Source organism: Cupriavidus sp. HMR-1 (assembly GCF_000319775.1).
GTDB classification, from domain to species: Bacteria; Pseudomonadota; Gammaproteobacteria; order Burkholderiales; family Burkholderiaceae; genus Cupriavidus; species Cupriavidus metallidurans.
On sequence record NZ_ANKP01000067.1, the window covers coordinates 14,411 to 30,273 of the forward strand.

Below are 15,863 nucleotides of genomic sequence, written 5' to 3' on the forward strand. Positions count from 1 at the left end.
GGGGCTCAATCCGCGCCGAACGTCGCCTGCAATAGCGCGCCAATTTCGTGACGCCGCGACACGGGCATCCGTGACGCGGCGGACACGACGCTGACTGCCAGGTCGCCTTCCAACGCCAGTGGCAACAGGTAGCCCACGCCGGCCACCCCGCCGGCGCCGGCCAGCACATAACCGAGTTTGCGACTGCGGTCCACGCCACGCAACAGTGCCAGCAGGCTCAATCCACCTTGCTCGTACTCCGCCCGATGCCGGTTGTAGTGCTTCCGGATTTCGTCGTTATCCAGCCTTGCCATCAGCGCCATGCTCGCCGTGCCCTGACCCAGCAGCCGCGACGTGCCAGTCAACAGGTCAAACGTCTTGATGCGATGCGCGCCTTCCTCGGTGTGCAGGCAATGTCCGTGGTCGCCCAGGCGCCCAATCAGGAACACCGCATCGCCAGTCAGACGCGCCACCGCCTTCATCCGCGTGACGATGCGGCTATCGGGAGGCGGCCGGTTCATTGCCCGCAGGCCCAACGCCATGGCCGCGCTGCCCAGGTGATAGCGCTTGCCGGCCGGTTCGCGCTCGGCGTATCCCGCCGCCTCAAGGAAACGGATCATGCGATGCGCGGTAGTGCGATCGATACTCGCCAGCGTGGCAAGCTCGGGCAGGGTCAATCCCGGGTCGTGATGTGTGCCCAACAGGTGCAGCAGCGCAAAGGCGCGTGTCAGGCTTTGCACGCCGGGTTGGGGGAGGGGGGCATCCGCTTTGGCGCTCGAGGGCATAAGGAAACCGGCAGGACGAGAGTAGGTTGCAGGGTTAATACCTAAGTTGTGCACATTATGCACAACGACGCCCGTTGTGGTTGTCCGGCGGCGAAGGGTGGATTGCAATGGATTCACTTCATACAACCCGTCAAGCCAACACGCGCTATCGGACGCCACAGGACGCCAGCCGGTCTCCCACCATGATCCCCATCGATACCCGGATTGATTCCACCTCGGATACCTTTGCCACGCAGCGTGCTGGCATGCAGGCGCTGACAGACCGGCTGCGCGCGCTGGAACAGCGAGCCGTCGACGCGTCGTCGCGTGCTCGCTCGAGCTTTCAGAAACGCGGGGCGCTGCTGCCGCGCGAGCGGGTCGCCTGTCTGCTCGATCCCGGTGCGCCATTCCTGCCGCTGGCCACGCTTGCGGGATATGGGCTGGACGATCCGAATCCCGATACGTCGATTCCCGGTGGCTCGCTGGTTGCCGGAATCGGCTTTGTCTGCGGCGTGCGCTGCATGGTGCTGGCCACGGATTCAGGCATCGATGCGGGCGCCATGACCGAGGCCGGCAACCTGAAGCTGATGCGCTGCCAGGACATCGCGCTGGAGAACCGGTTGCCGCTGATCCATCTCGTGGAGTCGGCCGGCGCGAACCTGCGCAAGTACAGGGTCGACAAATTCGTGCGAGGCGGCACGATCTTCTACAACCTGGCGCGGCTCTCGGCAGCCGGGCTACCGGTCATTACGGTGGTCCACGGCTCGTCCACGGCCGGCGGGGCGTACATGCCGGGCCTGTCCGATTACGTCGTGATGGTCCGCAAGCGCGCCCGCGCCTTCCTGGCCGGCCCGCCGCTGCTCAAAGCCGCAACAGGCGAGATTGCCACTGACGAAGAACTGGGGGGCGCGGATCTACACGCCACCGTCAGCGGTCTGGCCGAGTATCTGGCCGAGGACGACGAGCACGCCATTGCCACGGCACGGGACATCGTCGCCAGCCTCGACTGGCCCCGCGTGGATCAGACGCCGCCACGGCCGGCACGGGCGCCGAAGCTCCCCGCCGTCGAGCTCGAAGGTGTCATGACCCTGGATCACAAGCGTCCGGTCGATATGCGCGAGGTTATCGCCAGGCTGGTGGATGACTCCGCCTGGCTGCCGTTCAAGCCCGACTACGGACCAGGCACGGTCTGCGGTCATGCCCGCATCGAAGGCCACGCCGTTGGCTTTATCGCCAACAATGGCCCGATCGATCCCGCTGGCGCCACCAAGGCCGCGCAGTTCATTCAGGCCTGCAACCAGTCCGGCACACCGATCGTGTTTCTGCAGAACACCACGGGCTTCATCGTCGGCAAGGCATCGGAGGAGGCCGGCATGATCAAGCACGGCTCGAAGATGATTCAGGCGCTCTCCAACTCCACCGTCCCACATGTCACGCTGTACTGCGGCGCGAGCTTCGGCGCCGGCAACTTCGGCATGTGCGGCCGTGGCTTCCATCCGCGCTTCTGCTTCTCGTGGCCCAACGCGCGCACGGCCGTCATGGGGGGAGAGCAGGCTGCGATGACACTCGAAATCGTGGCCCGTCAGCAGGCCGCGCGCAAGGGCGTGCCAGTGGACGAGGCGGCGCTGGCCACGCAGACCGCCGAGATCGTCGCCAACTTCGAACGCCAGGGCAGCGCGTTCGTCACCAGCGGGTTGCTGCTGGACGATGGTGTGATCGACCCACGCGACACACGCGCGGTGCTGGCCTTTGTGCTGGCCACCGCGCGAGAAGCCGCCGCCCGTACGCCCCGCGCGATGCAGTTCGGCGTTGCGCGTTTCTGACGCTTCCGACGCTTCCGACGCTTCCGACGCTTTCGCGCCTCACCAGATCTGAACAAACAAGGTACCCCGGAGACACAGATGCTTTATACCCAGGACCACCGCAGCATCATGGACAGTATCCGCCGCTTCGTCGCGGCCGAGATCGACCCGTTCGTCGACGAATGGGAAGCAGCGGAAACGTTTCCCGCCCACGCGCTATTCCGGAAGATGGGTGAGCTTGGATTCCTCGGTATCACCAAGCCTGTGGAATACGGCGGGCTGGGCCTGGATTTCTCGTACGCCGTCGCCGCCGCCGAAGCCCTGGGCCATGCACGCGCGCAAGGTGTTGGGATGGGTATCGGCGTGCAAACCGACATGGCCACGCCTGCACTGGCGGCATTCGGCTCTGACGCGCTCAAGCGTGAATTCCTGGCACCTGCCATCGCCGGCGAGATGGTGGTCTCCATCGGCGTGTCGGAAGTCGGAGCGGGCTCAGACGTCGCATCGCTGAAGACACGCGCACGTCGCGACGGCGACGATTACGTGATCAGCGGCTCCAAGATGTGGATCACCAACGGCACGCAGGCCGACTGGATCTGCCTGCTTTGCAACACGTCGGACGGGCCGGTCCACAAGAACAAGTCGCTGATTATCGTGCCGTTGAGGGAAAACGGCCGACTCGTGCGTGGCGTGGAAGTGCAGAAGATCCGCAAGATGGGCATGTGGTGCTCGGACACCGCCCAGATCTTCTTCGATGACGTACGCGTGCCGGTGCGCAACCGTATTGGCGAGGAGGGCATGGGCTTCATCTATCAGATGAAGCAGTTTCAGGAGGAGCGCCTGAACGGTGCAGCCCGCCGGCTGGCGTGCAGCGCGCTGATCGAGGAGACCGCCGACTACCTCCGCCAGCGCGTGGCGTTCGGCAAGCCGCTGCTCGACAACCAGTACATCCAGTTCAAGCTCGCCGAACTGAAGACCGAACTCGAATCGCTGCGCGCGCTGGTTCACGTCGCGACGCGAGCCTATATCCAGGGCGAGGATGTGGTGGAGCTGGCGTCGATGGCCAAGCTGAAAGCGGGGCGCCTGTCGCGCGAGATTGCCGACTGGTGCATCCAGTTCCAGGGCGGCATGGGTTACACGTGGGACAACCACGCCAATCGCGCCTATCGGGATTTCCGGCTCGGATCGATCGGTGGTGGCGCCGACGAGGTGATGCTGCAGGTAATTGCCAAGCAGATGGGGCTGATGTCCCGCCACGACCGCTGAGACGAGCCATGACCAACCCAGTCATCGTACGTTGCGTGGAGGGCGTGTTGTTCGCCACGCTCAACATCCCGGCCACGCGCAATGCGCTCGCTCCGGAAGTGGTCGCCGTGTTGACGGACATCGTGGCGCAGGCTGAAGCCGACGTCGGCATCCGCGCGCTGGTGCTGCGCGGTGCGGGTGGAACCTTCAGCGCTGGGGGCAACGTCGGCAATTTCCAGGCGCGGCTTGACGCCGATGTTGGCCACGAAGACCCGGTTGCCGCGCGCAACCGCCAGTTCGGTCATTTCATGACACGGCTGGCGGCACTTCCGATACCCGTGATCGCGGCCGTGGACGGGCCGGCAATGGGCGGCGGCATGGGTCTGGCATGTGCCGCAGACGTTGTGCTCGCAACGCGCGCGGCGCGGTTCGCCTTGTCGGAAACCTCGCTGGGCATCATTCCCGCGCAGATCGCACCATTCGTCGTTGATCGACTCGGCGCCGCGCTGACGCGCCGGCTAGGCCTGACCGGCGAGCGTCTGGACGGCGTGGCGGCAGAGGCGATCGGGCTCGTAGACCAGTTGGCCGAAGACGCCGCCGGACTGGACGAACTGATCGCCGAGTGGCTGACCCGCATTGGCCGCTGCGGGCCACACGCCAACCGCCAGTTCAAGGCATTGGTCGCCAGATGCGGCCCGACGCCGGTCGACAGCCTGCTCGATGACGCATCACATCAGTTTGCCCAGTGCATGCGCACCGAGGGCGCAGAAGGCATCGCGGCCTTCCGCGAAAAGCGCGATGCGCGCTGGGTCACGCGATTCGATGCCAGCATCGTCTGCGCCGCGCAATCGACAGACGCCTGAACGCAAAGAAACTTTCCAGAGAGCATTTCATGTCAGCTTCCTGCCGACCCTTCCATACCGTGCTCGTGGCCAACCGGGGCGAGATCGCCATCCGCATCATGCGGACGGCCCGCCGACTTGGGCTTGGCACCGTTGCCGTCTACTCCGAGGCCGATCGCCACAGCCCACACGTGGCCAGCGCGGATCGGGCCGTGTGTATCGGTGCTGCCGCACCGCGTGAGTCCTACCTCAATATTGCGGCCATCATCGCTGCCGCGCGAACCGCTGGTGCCGACGCCGTCCATCCGGGCTATGGATTCCTGGCCGAGAACGCCGAGTTCGCCGACGCCGTGACCGAAGCCGGCCTGGTCTTCGTCGGTCCGCCGGCCAGCGCCATCCGTGCCATGGGCAACAAGGCCGAAGCCAAGCGCCTGATGCTGGCCGCGGACATGCCGTGCGTGCCGGGCTATCAAGGCGAGGCGCAGGACGACAAGACTTTGCTGGCAGAAGCCGGGCGCATCGGCTTCCCGCTGATGGTCAAGGCTGCGGCAGGCGGCGGCGGGCGTGGCATGCGATTGGTGCCCGATGCCGTTGCGTTGCCCGCGGCGCTCGCCAGTGCGCGGTCGGAAGCCGCGACGGCGTTCGGCAATGACGAACTGATCCTGGAACGCGCGGTCATCCAACCACGCCACGTCGAGATTCAGGTCTTTGCCGACGTGCATGGCAATGTGATCCACCTTGGAGAGCGCGATTGCTCGGTGCAGCGCCGCCACCAGAAGGTGATCGAGGAAGCCCCATCGCCGGCGGTATCGCCCGCGCTACGCGCCAGGATGGGCGAGGCGGCCGTGCGGGCCGCGCGGGCCATCGGCTACGTGGGCGCCGGCACGATGGAGTTTCTGCTCGATGCCGGCGCCAATTTCTACTTCATGGAGATGAACACCCGGCTGCAGGTGGAACACGCCGTGACTGAGGCCATTACCGGGTTCGACCTCGTGGCATGGCAACTGCACGTTGCCGCGGGCGAGACACTACCAGCGACGCAAGACCAGGTGACGTTCGACGGTCACGCGATCGAAGTGCGCCTGACGGCCGAGGACGTGCCTGCGGGATTTCTTCCGCAGGGCGGCCCGGTGTTGCGGTGGCGCGCCCCGGATGCGGGCCACGACGTGCGCGTCGACCATGCGCTGGACACCGGGGGCACCATCCCCACGCACTATGACTCGATGATCGCCAAGCTCGTGGCCCATGGGCGCACGCGCGAGGAAGCGCGCCAGAAGCTGTTGCGTGCGGTGCAGGACTGCGTGCTGCTCGGCGTGCCGTCGAACCAGCCGTTCCTGGCGTCGTGCCTTGCCAGCGCGGCGTTCGCGGGCAATGACGTGCACACAGGCTTCGTCGAGGCTCATATGCAGGCGTCGCTGCAACCCGCCGAACCATCTCGTCATGTGGTAGCCATTGCCGCACTGGCGGCATCTGGCCAGTTGTCGCGGAACGAGCCTGCCGCGCTATCGCGCATGACAACGTCGGTGAGACTGCACGCAGAAGGGAGGCCGTGGGACTCGACAGTGCAGGCGACAGAAGAAGGCTGGCGCGTTACCGTCAGCGCGCGCGGAGAGCCGAGCGCGCAGCCAGTCCATGTGCGGATGCTCCGCGACCATGCCGCCGATGGGGCCGCATGGATCGAGTGCGACGGTATGGCTCGGCCTGTTCTCCATGCTGACGACGGTCAGGCGATACATCTGTTTGCCGACGGTCGGGCCTGGCGCTTCATCCGACACGACCCACGCCGTCGAAGTACGGAAGGCGAGTCATCGGGCGCGCTCACCGCGCCGCTGACCGCCCGGATCGTGGCGGTGAACGTCGCGGAAGGTGATCGTGTGGAGGCGGGCCAGTCGCTGGTTGTACTGGAAGCGATGAAAATGGAACACACGCTCGTCGCCCCGTTCGCCGGCGTCGTCTCTGAGTTGTCGGCACGTGCTGGCGGACAGGCCAGCGCTGGCACCCTGCTGGTGCGCGTGGAGGCTGAGGACGCAGGGGAGGGCAAGGCATGAAACGCGCCTCCGCCACCGGCCGCCGGGGTACGGAAACCAGCCGGAGCCTGCCCCGCACGGTCCGCATCGGTGGCGCCAGCGGTTTCTGGGGCGACTCGGCCACCGCCACGCCCCAGTTACTGACGGTGCCCGGACTTCAGTACCTGGTGTATGACTACCTGGCCGAAACCACGATGTCGATTCTGGCCCGTGCCCGCGCCAAGGATCCGTCCCTGGGTTACGCCACCGACTTTGTTCACGCCGCGATCGCGCCCCATCTGGCCGCCATCCTCGAGCGTGGCGTGCGCGTCATCGCCAATGCTGGTGGGCTGAATCCGCAGGGCTGTCGCGACGCGTTGCTGAAGGTTGCCGCGCAACAGGGTCTGTCGCCGAAGATTGCCGTGGTCACTGGGGACGATGTGGGTACCGCATTCCCAGGCTGGTGCGACGCGGGATTGACACAACTGGACGGTAGCGCCGTGCCAACCACCGAGCCATGGTCCGCAAACGTGTACACCGGCGCGCAGGGCATCGCGAGAGCGCTCGAAATGGGCGCCGATATCGTGATCGCCGGCCGTTGCGTGGATAGCGCGGTGGTGGTGGGCGCCCTGGCGCATGAGTTCGATTGGGGCTGGGACGACTGGAACAGGCTGGCGGCTGGCACGCTTGCGGGGCACGTTATCGAGTGCGGAGCGCAGGCCACGGGGGGGCTGTTCACCGACTGGGAACGCGTGTCCGACTGGGACCGCATTGGCTACCCCGTCATCGATTGCGCGGAGGATGGCAGCTTCGTGCTGTCGAAGCCCGACGACACCGGTGGCCTGATCGATCCGCTGGCCGTATCCGAACAGATCCTGTACGAAGTCGGTGATCCAGCCAACTACCTGATGCCAGACGTGACCTGCGATTTCCGTCAGGTGCATGTCGAGGTCATCGACGAAGGGCATGTTCGCGTGCAAGGCGCGCGCGGCCGTCCGCCGGGCACGCACTACAAGGCCAATGCCACCTGGCAGGATGGCTACCAGATCAGTCCGATGATGGCGATTCGCGGCATCGACGCGCCGGCCAAGGCCCACCGTACCGCCGAAGCGCTGCTTGCACGCACGCGCCGCATGATGGCCGAGCAGGGGTTCGGCGACTACAGCGCGACCATCGTCGAACTGCTTGGTTGCGAATCGCACTACGGTCCCCATGCACGGGAGATGCCCACGCGCGAAGTGGTATTGCGCATCGGCGCCCGGCACGCTCGGGCAAAGGCGTTGGCCATCCTGCAGCGCGAATGCGCTTCCGCCGGCACGTCGATGGCGGCCGGCACCCGTTCGTCGTTCTCGGGACGCGTAGATATCCAGCCGGTGGTCAAGGTCTTCTCGTTTCTTGTGCCGAAGGATGCGGTGCCAATGACGGTCGAACTCGATAACCGCCGCGTGGCCCTGAGCATCGCCGCCGAAATGGGCGCACCACAGGCTGCACCACAGGCCGCTGCGCCTGTGGCGCTAACCACCGCCCCAATCGCTGACGGCCCACGCGTGACATGCCCGCTGGTGGCGCTGGCGTGCGCGCGCAGTGGTGACAAGGGCGACGACGAGAACATCGGCGTGATTGCACGCAAGCCCGAGTATCTGGCGTTGCTGCGCCAGCAACTGACGCCAAAGGCCGTCGGTCAGTACTTCGCGCATCTTGTGGCGGGTGAGGTGGAGTGTTTTGAGGTACCCGGGCTGAATGCGCTGAATTTCCTGATGCATGACGCGCTTGCCGGTGGCGGCGTGGCGAGCCTGCGATCCGACCCATTGGGCAAGAGCTTCGCGCAGATGCTGCTCGATTTTCCGCTCTCGGTGCCCATTGCCTGGGCAGAGGAAGTCGGACGACGCGGCATGAACAAGGCGGCTGGCGCCGCTATGTGACAACAGCGACAAGACCAGGAGGAGACAGTGGTGATGACAGCGCAGAAGAACTCCCGCCGTGCCGCAAGGCGGCGGCTCGTGCAGGCGGCAATACTCGCCAGTGGATGGATGCTCGTGGTGCCCGCCATGGCGCAGAGTGCCGGCACGCAGAATTGGCCGTCGCGGCCGGTACGCGTGGTGGTGCCATACCCGCCGGGTGGCGTGTCAGACGCGGTAACCCGCCTCGTCATGCAGAAACTGGCCGAACGTATCGGACAGCCGGTCGTCGTGGAGAACCGCCCGGGCGCCAACGGCATGATCGGTTCGGACAACGTTGCTAAATCCGCGCCGGACGGCTATTCGCTGCTGGTTGTGGTGGCCGCACACGCGATCAACCCGAGCCTGTACCAGAAGATGAGCTACGACCCGATCCGGGACCTGACTGGTGTCAGCGAGATTGGGCGTATTCCGCTACTGATGGTTTCGAGTGCGCAGTTGCCGCCGAAGTCAGTAAAGGAACTGGTGTCGTGGGGCAAGGCGCATCCGGACCAGATGACTTTTGCCTCGAGCGGCAGTGGGTCAGGCGCGCATCTGGCTGGCGAGCTGTTTTCACAGGGCACGGGCATGACGATGACGCACGTGCCATACAAGGGCATCTCGCCTGCGCTGCCAGACCTTATCTCGGGGCAGGTGGCCGTGATCTTCGACTCTGTGCAGACCATGATTCCGCTGGCGAAGGCAGGCAAGGTTCGCGCGCTGGCCATCACCAATCCGCGCCGCTGGCCGGCCGCACCCGATGTGCCCACCATGGCTGAAGCCGGCTATCCGAACATCATGCCCTCGAGCTGGATCGGCGTGCTGGCACCAGCAAAGACGCCAACCGCCATCGTTGACAGACTGTCCGCCGAACTCGACGCCGTGGTGCACGCACCGGACGTCCAGGCCAAGCTGATCGACTATGGCATCGACCCGGTCGGCGGCAAGGCGGATCAGTTCCAGGCGTTTATCAAGGAAGAAGCGGGGCGATGGGCCGGCGTGGTGCAAAAGGCGGGGATAAAACTCGACTGATGCGGACTGATGCGATATGCCGGTAGCGCCGGCATATCCCGACCACAATGAAAAGCGGGCTGCCTTGCGCAGCCCGCGTCCATTCCATGGTCCGTTGCGTCAGATCACGCCTCTTTCCCGGAAGGCCTCCACGTCCGCTGCCGACATCCCCAATTCGCGCCGCAGCGCCGCTTCGGTGTGCTGGCCAAGTTGCGGTGGCGCGGTCATCGTGACCGGCGTGGCAGAGAAGCGCAGTGGGCTGCGCAGGGTCGGCGCCTCGACACCACTGCCGTGCGGCAGGCGTACCAGCAGTTCGCGGTGCCGGACTTGCGGATCATCGAAAACGTCGTCGATGCCGTTGATCGGGCCACATGGCACGCCTGCGCCTTCCAGGGCCTGGATCAGATCGCCAAGACGCCAGTTCAGCAGACGTTCGCCTAATGCTTCGCGCAGAACGGGGCGATTTCGCACGCGGTCCATGTTCTGCAGGAATCGCGGATCTTCGATCAACGACGCACACCCGATCACGCGACACAGCGCCGCGAACTGGCCGTTGTTACCGGCGGCGACGATAACGTGGCCGTCAAGGCAGGCAAACACCTCCGACGGCGATGCCACCGGATTGGAGTTGCCGGCGCGCTGCGGCACCTTCCCCGTCATGTGATAGCCCAGCGCGAGATGGCCGTTTGCAGCCACTGCGGCATCGATCATCGCGGCATCGATGAATTGCCCCTCACCGGTAGCCTGACGGTGATAGAGCGCCCCCATCAGCGCCACCGATGCGTACAGCCCGGTGAGGATATCCGTCAGTGGAATCGCGGTTCGCATCGGCGCCGCGCCAGGGGTGCCGTCGGGCTGCCCGCAGGTGCTCATCAGCCCCGCCATGCCTTGCAGGATGAAGTCGTAGGCCGGGCGGGGCGCGTAAGGGCCGTCCGGACCAAAGCCGGTCACGGAGCAATAGATGATGTCGGGACGCAGCGCACGGATGCTCTCGTAGTCGAGTCCGTACTTCTTCAGGCTGCCCGCCTTGTAGTTCTCCACGACGACATCGCACTGCGCTGCCAGTTGGCGTACCAGTTCGGCGCCTTCCGGCTGCGAAATGTCGACGGTGACCGATTGCTTGCCGCGGTTGCAGCAGAGGAAGAACGCGGAATCGTTTGTCACGTTGCCATCGCCGTCGGTCAGGAATGGACCCATTCGACGCGTGTCATCGCCATCACCGGGTTTCTCGATCTTGTAGACGGTGGCACCCATGTCCGCCAGATTCTGGGTAGCCCACGGCCCGGCCACGACACGGGTCAGGTCCAGTACCTTGATGCCCTGCAGGATTGCGCTCATGCGATGACGAAAGGCGAGTCGATCGAATCAGCATGATGTGGCGCGCAGCATTCACTAGCAATTCGTCAATGCCAAAGGCAGGGTTTCCGCCAATACGTTCGCGACGCCAGCCGCTCCGGATCGAGCGTTGAGCCCCCGGATCGGTTGATACGGCAAGACCGGTATGGGCGATAGCGCACACAGAGCCGAATCGTCGATCAGGTAGCCATAGCTCTGAAGGTCCTTGAGCTTGCGCGACATGGTCTGGACATCCAGCAGGATTGTGAGGACTTTCGAAATCGTTCTATGGCGTCCTCCGATGCCGTTGTGACGTAATACGTGGTGTATCAGTGTGGCTGACAGACACTCGATACCAGCGAGTTGGGTGCTTTACGGCAAGGACCTGTCCGCTCTACTGAGAACAGTCGTGCATAAAGCCGGTCATCAAGTTAATTTTTGCGGTAGCGGTCGCGTCGAATACATGGTGTCCACACATTTCTGGCAAGACCCGCGAGGATTGAATTGCTGCCACGCTTGCCGCTCATTGCCAGGAGGTCTGTCCTCTTCCTACCCCTGAGATATTCCAATTTATGAGTATGGAGAAGTCTTCGGCGGATAAGGGATGGAAGGACCGGCAGGATGACGTTGGGGAATTGAAGCGGTTGATGAACGATGGGCAAGACGAAGAAACCACGCAAGGCATATCGGTCGCGCGCAGCAGGCCCGCAGGGCGCTGTTCGGTTACAGCCATGGAGGCTGGATGCGGCCTTTGGGCCGCTTGAGAGTGTGCTGGACCAGATCGAGACCGGTGTGGCGCTGGAGTTGTCCGAGGAAGGCGAACTGATGTACCACGCCGCAGGCCGCGACATGCAATATCACTTGGTGGACAGCATCCGGGGATTCGCCGAAGCCTTTGACATTGCCCGCATGAGGGCGGCGGACTGTCCGTCCACGCAAGCGGTTCACCGGTTTGTCGACAAGGTCGACCGCGGTGAAGCGCTGACGTTGGAGGATATTCAGGCGTGCCGGCAGGAGGTCATGGCACTGCGCCACTACACGGGACAGCTATCAAGCGCGGCACTTGCGAGCATCGTGCGCACGGTGCTGCTGAAATTCTTGATGGACGAGCTATCCGACGCCAGTCCGACCGCAACGGGCGCAGGTCAGGGCAAGCAGACGCCGCCGGCTGGCGCGGAGATCGTGGGATGACAACCTCTACCGCCACCTTGGCAGGGCGGCCGCTACAACACATGCACCGAGGGCTTGGCCAGGGATACGTGGCCAACAAGCTTGCCAGACAGTTCAGAATACCGGCCGGTGCCATGACAGCCGCCCTGCGGAATCGCCAGACGCTACGCGAACTGGTGCGCAACCGATGAAGCCCAACCATCATATGGTTGGTGCGGAGTGGGATCTTGCCATGCATTTCGCACCCTGGTGGGCGGGATTCGGTGTGTTCCTGCTCGGCTGCTACGCGGTGTGGGAGTGGCGCACGGCCAAGCGGGATGAAGTGCCGGTGCGCGAAGCGAACGGGTGGCCGGCTATGCTGGCGCTTGTCGCCCTGGGATGCATCTGGGCCGGGCTGCTACTTGCATCAAGGGATGGGGAACTGCCCAAGCCGCAGGATCTTCCGATCCCGGACGCTTCGGCAACAAAGTCCACGGCATCCGATCCGTCGGTTGTTGCTCGTCAAGCGCCGCACCATCTGCGCAGGGTGACCCCACTGAACCACACAGGCTGCCGGGAGCGGTCGCGGCGAGTCGGCAACCAACCGCCGCACGACAGGCCGAGACAAAACACGCCATTTGCTTGATGCAAGGCAATTTTGATGCATCTGCGCCATTTTCACTTCGTAAGTTTCCATGAAAATCTACAACTTATTTCTATCGAAAAACCGGCGATCCATAGGGATGTGGCTCGCCGGCTCACAAAGGATTAACTTCGTCCAAGATCAATTTTCCAGCGAATATCACAGGTAAATTTCGAAATCTAGTGCTAGAAATAAATAATCAAAAGGAGAAGGGAGGATGAGAAAGTTAGTGCAGATTGCAGGTCTGGTTTCGAGTGCGACGTTTTTGGCAGCATGCGGTGGTGGTGACGGGGATGGCAGTACAACTCCTGAGGCTTCGACGCCCGTGACCAACCCTCAGCCGACAGCCTTCTCCTGCCCGGATAACTACAGGAAGATCAGCCTCGGCGCCAACTCGGTGCCCAATGCGAACCTGTCGCTCGTCACCGACGACAATATCGCTACGCTAACAGTCAAGACGCCGCAGACGGGCCTTAAGGACGTCACGATCTGCCTCGGCACTCCCAATCCGCTGCCAACGGGCGTCAAGGCCGACTATGCCTATGAGGTTAAAACCAATGGGGACTACGCACATCTCCTGAATCCGCAGCTCAAGGTGGCATTCACGCTGCCTTCGACGATGTACGCGAATCCGATTCTCGAAACCGTGCAGAGCACCGCGAATGGCGTTACCTATACCGTTGCGCGAAACGACGTCAGCACCGTTAACGGCACCAATGCAAGCATCACAGCGGATGTGCCAGCCGCTGGCTTGTACGTGGTGCGTCTGGTGCCGCTAAAGCCCTGATTCCATTGGGCCCCTGGAGTTGCCCGGGGGCCCCGGTCCCTGGTCACCATGCTGCCTGCGGGCATTGTCACGTAGCGAAATCGGGACCAACCAACTTCTGATGAGCCGTCTGCCCAGGAAGCGGTAGACGAGATCTGAGTGGTTCCAGTGAATCCGCACCAGGCCGAGAGGCGCGCGGCAAGGTGTTTGCGGTAGAGCGAAGCGCGCAGCAGATGGCGCTTGAACTCTAGGCGCTGGCGGATCAGTCCGAAACACGAGAGAAGCGCCCGCGCACATTTCGGATCACGAAAGCCGCCTTCAAGGAAAAAAGCTTCAACTTTCGCAAGCCGTTGATTCAGGGCGGGAGTCATCATGCTGGAAATGATCAAAATCAAGCACGCGCTAATCGTAATAGCGCTGGCTGCTGCGGGAGCCGTAGGAGCGGAAAACTACCCATCCGCACCGATCACGCTGATCGTCCCTTTCGCCGCGGGCGGTCCGACAGACGTCATCGCCCGGGTCATCGCGAAGGGCATGCAGGACCAATTGCGGCAATCGGTGGTGATCGACAACAAGAGTGGAGCCGGTGGACGCACGGGCATCGGCATGCTGAAAAGGGCAAGGCCGGACGGCTATACCATTGGCATGGCGACGGCGAGCACTCAAGGCGTGGCGCCGAACGTCTATGCCAAGCTTGAATATGACCCCTTGAAGGATTTCAAGTCCGTGGGGCAGATCGTGATTGCGCCGGGTGTGTTGGTCGCCAGCAAGGGCTTGGTCCCGGATTGCAAGATGTCCACCTTCCTGTCCTTGCTCAGGACCTCCCCGAGAAAATACACCTACGGATCGGCAGGACAAGGCTCTCTGTCGCATCTCTCCGGTGAGCGCTTCCTCGCCGTCACCGGGCTTCACATGCTACATGTCCCTTATCGCGGACTGGGTCCGGCAATGAATGATCTCTACGGAGGGCAAATCGCCGCCGTTTTCGACAATGTCAGCACGGCAATGCCGCACATTCAAAGCGGAAAGCTGTGCGCTCTCGCGGTTCAAGCCAAGCAGCGGCTGAGCCCGTTACCGGACGTACCGACATACGGCGAACTCGGCCTTGCCGACCTGAACACCCCCACCTGGTATGGGATCCTGACCCCTCGCAATACGCCAGACCCCATCGTTTTCAAGCTGAATGCGGCGTTGAACGCCGCCCTGAAAACAAATGAAATCAAGGATGCTTTCGATCGGTTAGGCGTCCTGCCCAGCGCGACGTCGCCGGCCGAGTTCAACGACATCCAGAAACGAGAATTCGACATGTGGCGCGATATTGTCACCAAGACCAATATGAAGAAACTGGATGATTAACAAGGCAGTCACGAGAAGATATCGCTATCGAGCACGCTCTTAAGGTGAGATATGCCCAATAGGTTGGTTGGTGACGTCGAGCTCTATTATGAAGAAGCAGGTCGCGGTGAGCCGATCCTGTTTATCCACGAGATGGCAGGAAGTCATCGCAGTTGGGAACCCCAATTGCGACACTTCTCCAGAAGCTACCGATGTGTGGTGTACAGCGCGAGAGGCTATCCGCCGTCGGCGATCCCGGCCGGCCCCTCCTGCTACTCGCAGGAGATAGCGGCAGCCGACGCCGTAGGATTGCTCGATGCACTGGAAATCGAGCGAGCGCACTTTGTCGGCCTGTCCATGGGAAGCTTCACAACGCTGCAAGTTGGATTGACCTATCCAGAGCGTGCGGCGTCCCTCACGATTGTCGGCTGCGGATCAGGTTCGGACCCCGCAAGCTTTTCTGGCAACCAGGCGCGGTATCAAGCCATGGGCCAAGCGATTCTGGATGGAGGATTCCAGTCGTTCGTCGAATCCTACAGCTCAGGACCGTACCGCCAACCATTCCTTCACAAGGACCCCAGAGGCTGGCAAGAGTTCAGGGATCGGTTGGCCGAGCATTCGCCCGAGGGCACCGCGTACACATTGATGGGCGTACAGGGTCGCCGACCTTCTCTGTACAGCCTGGAGCGGGAGATTGCCAGCATCGCCGTACCTGCGCTTGTCATCGCGGGCGACGTTGACACGCCCTGTGTCGAGCCAAGCTTTTTCCTGGCTCGCAGGATGCGAAACGCAGGTGTGTCGATCTATCCCAAGACCGGCCATACGGTGAATCTTGAAGAACCCATGCGCTTCAATCTGGAACTCGATGCTTTTTTTGCGGCCGTCAGAAGCAACAGTTGGTAGCGCCACACGCGTTTAGCGAGCGCCGAGGGCGAGTCGATCGAACCAGCATGATGTGTCGCGCAACACTCACTAGCAATACATCACTGCCAGAGGCAGGGCTTCCGCCAATACGTTCTTGACGCCGCTCACGTATCGCATTCGAGACT

General features: G+C 63.1%; 14 protein-coding genes and 1 pseudogene. 11 read left to right on the forward strand and 4 right to left on the reverse strand.

All coding sequences use genetic code 11. The features are described from left to right. Positions 1–5 precede the first annotated feature (5 nt). Positions 6–719, reverse strand: a complete 714-nt coding sequence (locus D769_RS10290) for a helix-turn-helix domain-containing protein (protein ID WP_008644709.1) — start codon at positions 717–719, stop codon at positions 6–8. A 227-nt stretch (positions 720–946) separates the two neighbouring features. Between D769_RS10290 and D769_RS10295 the strand changes: the two genes are divergently transcribed. From D769_RS10295 to D769_RS10320, 6 genes are all read left to right on the forward strand, one after another. After that, entirely contained in the window at positions 947–2,566 is a 1,620-nt protein-coding gene (locus tag D769_RS10295) for a carboxyl transferase domain-containing protein (RefSeq protein WP_008644710.1), read from the forward strand. Between the two features lie 78 nt (positions 2,567–2,644). Further along, positions 2,645–3,811 (forward strand): acyl-CoA dehydrogenase family protein, encoded by a 1,167-nt coding sequence (locus tag D769_RS10300; RefSeq protein ID WP_008644711.1) that lies wholly within the window; start codon positions 2,645–2,647, stop codon positions 3,809–3,811. A gap of 8 nt (positions 3,812–3,819) precedes the next feature. Then, positions 3,820–4,653: an enoyl-CoA hydratase-related protein gene (locus D769_RS10305; RefSeq protein ID WP_008644712.1), complete on the forward strand. Its 834-nt coding sequence runs from the start codon at positions 3,820–3,822 to the stop codon at positions 4,651–4,653. Between the two features lie 29 nt (positions 4,654–4,682). After that, positions 4,683–6,680: an acetyl-CoA carboxylase biotin carboxylase subunit gene (locus tag D769_RS10310; RefSeq protein ID WP_008644713.1), complete on the forward strand. Its 1,998-nt coding sequence runs from the start codon at positions 4,683–4,685 to the stop codon at positions 6,678–6,680. Then, positions 6,677–8,560 (forward strand): acyclic terpene utilization AtuA family protein, encoded by a 1,884-nt coding sequence (locus tag D769_RS10315; protein WP_008644715.1) that lies wholly within the window; start codon positions 6,677–6,679, stop codon positions 8,558–8,560. The genes D769_RS10310 and D769_RS10315 overlap by 4 nt, the downstream gene beginning before the upstream one ends. Before the next feature lie 33 nt (positions 8,561–8,593). Then, a complete protein-coding gene (locus D769_RS10320) occupies positions 8,594–9,607 on the forward strand; it encodes a tripartite tricarboxylate transporter substrate binding protein (protein ID WP_008644716.1) in 1,014 nt (337 codons plus the stop codon). Positions 9,608–9,706: 99 nt separating this feature from the next. On the opposite strand, the gene D769_RS10325 is transcribed toward D769_RS10320, so the two are convergent. Both D769_RS10325 and D769_RS31795 read right to left on the reverse strand, forming a co-directional pair. Next, positions 9,707–10,924 carry a CoA transferase gene (locus tag D769_RS10325; RefSeq protein ID WP_008644717.1) on the reverse strand — a complete coding sequence of 406 codons (1,218 nt, stop codon included), beginning with the start codon at positions 10,922–10,924 and terminating at the stop codon, positions 9,707–9,709. 54 nt (positions 10,925–10,978) lie between these two features. Then, positions 10,979–11,164 carry a hypothetical protein gene (locus D769_RS31795; RefSeq protein ID WP_152414962.1) on the reverse strand — a complete coding sequence of 62 codons (186 nt, stop codon included), beginning with the start codon at positions 11,162–11,164 and terminating at the stop codon, positions 10,979–10,981. Positions 11,165–11,575: 411 nt separating this feature from the next. On the opposite strand from D769_RS31795, the gene D769_RS30650 reads away from it, so the two are divergent. The 3 genes from D769_RS30650 to D769_RS10340 all read left to right on the forward strand — a co-directional run bounded on the left by D769_RS30650 (position 11,576) and on the right by D769_RS10340 (position 13,500). Next, entirely contained in the window at positions 11,576–12,112 is a 537-nt protein-coding gene (locus D769_RS30650) for a hypothetical protein (RefSeq protein WP_008644723.1), read from the forward strand. Between the two features lie 166 nt (positions 12,113–12,278). Further along, entirely contained in the window at positions 12,279–12,716 is a 438-nt protein-coding gene (locus D769_RS10335; protein WP_035882209.1) for a hypothetical protein, read from the forward strand. 214 nt (positions 12,717–12,930) lie between these two features. After that, positions 12,931–13,500 (forward strand): hypothetical protein, encoded by a 570-nt coding sequence (locus D769_RS10340; protein WP_035882210.1) that lies wholly within the window; start codon positions 12,931–12,933, stop codon positions 13,498–13,500. Positions 13,501–13,658: 158 nt separating this feature from the next. Here the strand turns inward: D769_RS10340 and D769_RS32660 are convergent. Continuing rightward, positions 13,659–13,793 (reverse strand): annotated as a pseudogene (locus D769_RS32660) (IS6 family transposase); the annotation flags it as partial. A gap of 58 nt (positions 13,794–13,851) precedes the next feature. Here D769_RS32660 and D769_RS10345 point away from each other — a divergent pair. Continuing rightward, positions 13,852–14,835, forward strand: coding sequence for a tripartite tricarboxylate transporter substrate binding protein (locus D769_RS10345; RefSeq protein ID WP_008644734.1), 984 nt, complete (start codon positions 13,852–13,854; stop codon positions 14,833–14,835). A 51-nt stretch (positions 14,836–14,886) separates the two neighbouring features. After that, a complete protein-coding gene (locus D769_RS10350; RefSeq protein WP_008644736.1) occupies positions 14,887–15,717 on the forward strand; it encodes an alpha/beta hydrolase in 831 nt (276 codons plus the stop codon). The last annotated feature ends 146 nt before the right edge of the window (positions 15,718–15,863 follow it).

What these genes read in the sequence shown, in the direction of transcription:
- D769_RS10295 (WP_008644710.1), top strand. Translation starts at nt 947, where the DNA reads ATGATCCCCATCGATACCCGGATTGATTCCACCTCGGATACCTTTGCC.
- D769_RS10300 (WP_008644711.1), top strand. Translation starts at nt 2,645, where the DNA reads ATGCTTTATACCCAGGACCACCGCAGCATCATGGACAGTATCCGCCGC.
- D769_RS10305 (WP_008644712.1), top strand. Translation starts at nt 3,820, where the DNA reads ATGACCAACCCAGTCATCGTACGTTGCGTGGAGGGCGTGTTGTTCGCC.
- D769_RS10310 (WP_008644713.1), top strand. Translation starts at nt 4,683, where the DNA reads ATGTCAGCTTCCTGCCGACCCTTCCATACCGTGCTCGTGGCCAACCGG.
- D769_RS10315 (WP_008644715.1), top strand. Translation starts at nt 6,677, where the DNA reads ATGAAACGCGCCTCCGCCACCGGCCGCCGGGGTACGGAAACCAGCCGG.
- D769_RS10320 (WP_008644716.1), top strand. Translation starts at nt 8,594, where the DNA reads ATGACAGCGCAGAAGAACTCCCGCCGTGCCGCAAGGCGGCGGCTCGTG.
- D769_RS10325 (WP_008644717.1), bottom strand. Translation starts at nt 10,924, where the DNA reads ATGAGCGCAATCCTGCAGGGCATCAAGGTACTGGACCTGACCCGTGTC.
- D769_RS31795 (WP_152414962.1), bottom strand. Translation starts at nt 11,164, where the DNA reads ATGTCGCGCAAGCTCAAGGACCTTCAGAGCTATGGCTACCTGATCGAC.
- D769_RS30650 (WP_008644723.1), top strand. Translation starts at nt 11,576, where the DNA reads ATGGGCAAGACGAAGAAACCACGCAAGGCATATCGGTCGCGCGCAGCA.
- D769_RS10335 (WP_035882209.1), top strand. Translation starts at nt 12,279, where the DNA reads ATGAAGCCCAACCATCATATGGTTGGTGCGGAGTGGGATCTTGCCATG.
- D769_RS10340 (WP_035882210.1), top strand. Translation starts at nt 12,931, where the DNA reads ATGAGAAAGTTAGTGCAGATTGCAGGTCTGGTTTCGAGTGCGACGTTT.
- D769_RS10345 (WP_008644734.1), top strand. Translation starts at nt 13,852, where the DNA reads ATGCTGGAAATGATCAAAATCAAGCACGCGCTAATCGTAATAGCGCTG.
- D769_RS10350 (WP_008644736.1), top strand. Translation starts at nt 14,887, where the DNA reads ATGCCCAATAGGTTGGTTGGTGACGTCGAGCTCTATTATGAAGAAGCA.